Consider the following 3,731-nt stretch of genomic DNA (forward strand, 5'->3'; position numbering starts at 1 on the left):
AGGCCATCCAGAACTATCTGGAACAGAATCCGGACGTCAAACTGCTGTTCATGCAGCTGGATGAACCCGATGCGGCCGGACATAAGCATGGGTATGGACCGGACTCGCCGGAATATTTGAATGCGATTACACAAAATGACGTCCTGTTCGGTCAGGTGCTCGGTACCCTTGAGCGGCTGGGACTTCTTGAAGATAGCCTGGTGATTTTACTGACAGATCACGGCGGTGGAGGCGACGACAAATTCAGCCACGGCAGCGATCATCCGATGGACAAAAATGTGTTCTGGGGATGCGTGGGGCCGGGAATCGCGCCGGGAACGACCATCGGGGAAATCTCGATCGTGGACACAGCTGCTGTCACCGCAGCCGCTCTCGGCCTGGATATTCCGGATGCCTGGGATGCCGTTGTCCCTGCCGGCTTGCTCCAGACCCGGTCCATGCCGGAAAACGCATAGCGGGAGGATAGGCAGATGAGGAAAACATTACGATTTCGCGAGGACGGCACGTTTACCGTCGTCCAATTTACCGATACGGAGTTTTGCGAGCCTGGTGATGAAGAGCTTCAAATGAAGGATATGATGCGAAGGATTATAGAGGCGGAACAGCCCGATCTGGTCGTCTACACCGGTGACGTGATCGCCAGCAATAAAAGTCCGAATCCGGCCGCAGCGTTCCGGGATGCGGTGTCGGTTCCGGAGCAGATGGGCATCCCCTGGGCAGCCGTCTTTGGAAACCACGACTCCGAGGCTCCGGATATGACGCGGGAACAGCTTCATGCCCTGCAGCTGTCCCACCGATACTGCTATGCGATTCCCGATCCGCCCCACGTCAAGGGCACCGGCAACTATTGTTTAGGAAATCCGGGATTCACACCGGGACAACGTGGAGGCAGCCCTTTTACTTTTTGGTATTCGGGCAGCTACTCGCCGCTGGAGCATCTGCGCGTCGGATTTTACGACTGGATCCGCCGCAGCCAGATTGAATGGTATACACAACAGTCCTACCGTCTTACGGCAGGCAACGGTGGAGTCCCCCTTCCATCGCTAGCCTTCTTCCATATCCCGCTGCCCGAATATAACGATATCTGGGATTTCTCGGTCTGTTATGGGAGCAAGCTTGACCGTCACTGCTGTGCGCCCTGGATCAACACCGGTTTTTTTGCGAGCATGGTTGAGATGGGGGACATTCTCGGTACCTTTGTCGGCCATGATCACGGCAACGATTTTTGGGGAACGCTGCACGGTATCCGCCTGTGTTACGGACGGACCACCCGCAACGCCTATCTGGATCAGCCATTTATGCCCGGAGCCCGGGTCATCCGGCTCACGCAAGGAGAGCGCAGTTTTGACACCTGGCTGCATCTGCAGGACGGGTCCGTCCTTCGCGACCAGCCTGTCCATGCACCGACAGGCAGACCCGTCCAGGCGGGAATGCCGGCAGCAGCCGAATAACAGCCTAAAAAAGCCGTTCAAGCGATGCGGATTGCCTCCGCTCTTGAACGGCCTTGTTTGGGTTCAACCTGTAATTTCGGCTTTCTTCTCGTAGTAGCTTGCCGGAATGATTTTAAAAACCTGAACATACAAAAGCGAGCTGAGGATTGTTGCCAGGAAGATGAAGCCGAACACGACCACCGGCGGAAACCACGACGACAGCATAATTGTGACCGGAGCGATAAACCGGCCGACCGAGAACTGCAGATTCGCCGCCCCCATGTATTGCCCTCTCGCGTGTTCAGGCGCATATTTGCTGATGAAGCTGTCGGTGACGGGGCTCCGCGACAGCTCGCCGATCGTAAACACAAACGTAAACACCAGCAGCAGCCACACCTGCGTCGTCAAACCGATCAAGAACATTCCCCCGCCAAACAGCAAGGCCGACATGATCAGGATGTTCCGTTCGGACCAGCCTTCGAACAGCTTGGTTACAGGCAGAACACACAGCACGAACAGCAGACCGTTCAGCCCCAGCATCAACCCGAATACCTGCGCGCTGCTCAGGTTGAACGTCCAGCCGCTGAAGGACAGCAGCGCCTGTCCCGGCACGTATTCTTTGACATACATCGCCAAATACATATCCAGCTGCATAAAAGCAATCGTCACCAGGATCCCCGCGGCAATATAGAGCGCAAATACCTTGTCCTTAAAAATGACGCCGTAACTCACCACCTGCTCCTTCAAGATAGCGGTCAGCTTGCTGCGGGTACGATTCATCCTTGCCGATGCCGGGAGCGTCTCCCTGCTGAACAATAAAATGGTCAAAAAGTACAGAAGCGTTACCGACGTGCAGGTCCACAACAGCTCGTGACGGTAATGGAAGAAGAATACCGAGCCCAGCGCCGGGCCAAAGACCGCCCCGATATTTCTGCCCGTCACGAAGGTTGCGAACACCATCCGCCGGTCCTTTTCCGGAGTGACGTCGGCCACCATGGCCGAGCTTCCCGGTGAATAGATCGCCCCTCCCAGCCCGAGTCCGATATATGCGGCATAATCGAGCCAATGGGACGAGGATAACGCAAAGGCGGCAAACATGCAGGATTGCATGCAGGCCCCGAGCAGCATGGCGGGCCTCCGGCCGAAGCGGTCCGCCAGATACCCGCCGAACAAGCTCCCGAGCAGGCTGACCAAGGGGGGAACAGCCATCAGCATACTGGCCGCGGTCTTGCCGAACGCGTCGCTGAAAAACAGGGTGATGTAAGGAAAGTACATCCAAAACAGCAAATTGAAAAGTGTGTCGCCGATCAGCCGGATTTGCAAGTTCAAATCCCATTTAAGCCAGTTCACAACAGAGGTTCCTCCTGTTTTATGATGGGGTCGTTTCTCTTCCTGAAGAATCATTGGCGGTGAAATAGCCGATCATGTGGAAAAAATGGAAGGAGTTTTAATATATCACAGGAATATAGAGCCGGGCAACGTTTTTTTGCAAGCGATAACAATCCCGTTCCGATATGTGCTTGTGACACGTCGAGAACACAAAAAAACTCCTGAAGGCATCTTTCCTTCAGGAGTGTATATCATCGCTATCGGCAGCCAGAAATGCTAACGGCAGCCAGGAATGCTGACGGTAAGCCGCAGCTATTCAATCCGCGCACAGGCGATCCGGTTGCCGGAGTTCCCCGACGGGTCGGTCACGTAATCGTCCGCCTTCTCATGGATGATGATCGCGGTTCCACCCGGCTTGAGGAGCGAATTGTCGGCTCCCTTTTTAAGCGTTACGGACTGGGTTTCCAAATCGGCGGTTACCGTCCCGTCCTGCTTCACCTGAATGTTCAGCAGGTCTCCGGCATGATAGCCCTTCGGATTATGGAAGCCGTGCTGCTTGCCGGTCGGGTTGAAATGGGCTCCAGCTGTTTTAAAGTCAGGCGGATCACACTTGCCGTTTTCGTGGAAATGAATGCCGTGCTCACCTGGCGGCAAATTCGCGGCTTCGATATGGATCTGTACTGCGGCTCCTTTTTGAGTCAGAAGCGCCGTCCCTACTTCTCCGCCTTTGGAATCCACGATTTTCACCTTCAGCTGCGGCTCTTCCGAATTGGCATAAGCAGCCGGTGTTGCAGCGGCAGATCCGAGCAGAAATCCGGCGCTGAGGCAGATGGACATCACCATTTTTTTCATACTTGCAATCGTCCTCCTGTATTCTGGTTTTAGGTCTCCCAAAATCAGGTTTGCCTATTTCCCGAAAAAGNTAACACCTGTGCCGGACGGAAATCCGAAAAAATAAAGCAGCCCGAAGAT

General features: G+C 54.8%; 4 protein-coding genes. 2 read left to right on the forward strand and 2 right to left on the reverse strand.

Annotated features, from left to right (window positions below; all coding sequences use genetic code 11):
* The coding region (locus CPT76_RS14100; protein WP_181152844.1) for an alkaline phosphatase family protein at positions 1-455 on the forward strand (455 nt) is incomplete at its 5' end.
* 15 nt (positions 456-470) lie between these two features.
* On the forward strand, positions 471-1,451 hold the full coding sequence (locus CPT76_RS14105; protein ID WP_105443356.1) for a metallophosphoesterase family protein: 981 nt from the start codon (positions 471-473) through the stop codon (positions 1,449-1,451).
* A gap of 63 nt (positions 1,452-1,514) precedes the next feature.
* On the opposite strand, the gene CPT76_RS14110 is transcribed toward CPT76_RS14105, so the two are convergent.
* Positions 1,515-2,780, reverse strand: a complete 1,266-nt coding sequence (locus tag CPT76_RS14110) for an MDR family MFS transporter (RefSeq protein ID WP_105443357.1) — start codon at positions 2,778-2,780, stop codon at positions 1,515-1,517.
* A gap of 291 nt (positions 2,781-3,071) precedes the next feature.
* Positions 3,072-3,611, reverse strand: a complete 540-nt coding sequence (locus CPT76_RS14115; RefSeq protein WP_105443358.1) for a superoxide dismutase family protein — start codon at positions 3,609-3,611, stop codon at positions 3,072-3,074.
* Between the last annotated feature and the right edge of the window lie 120 nt (positions 3,612-3,731).

The organism is Paenibacillus sp. AR247 (assembly GCF_002968895.1).
In the GTDB taxonomy this organism is placed as follows: Bacteria; Bacillota; Bacilli; order Paenibacillales; family Paenibacillaceae; genus Paenibacillus_AQ; species Paenibacillus_AQ favisporus.

What these genes read in the sequence shown, in the direction of transcription:
- CPT76_RS14105 (WP_105443356.1), top strand. Translation starts at nt 471, where the DNA reads ATGAGGAAAACATTACGATTTCGCGAGGACGGCACGTTTACCGTCGTC.
- CPT76_RS14115 (WP_105443358.1), bottom strand. Translation starts at nt 3,611, where the DNA reads ATGAAAAAAATGGTGATGTCCATCTGCCTCAGCGCCGGATTTCTGCTC.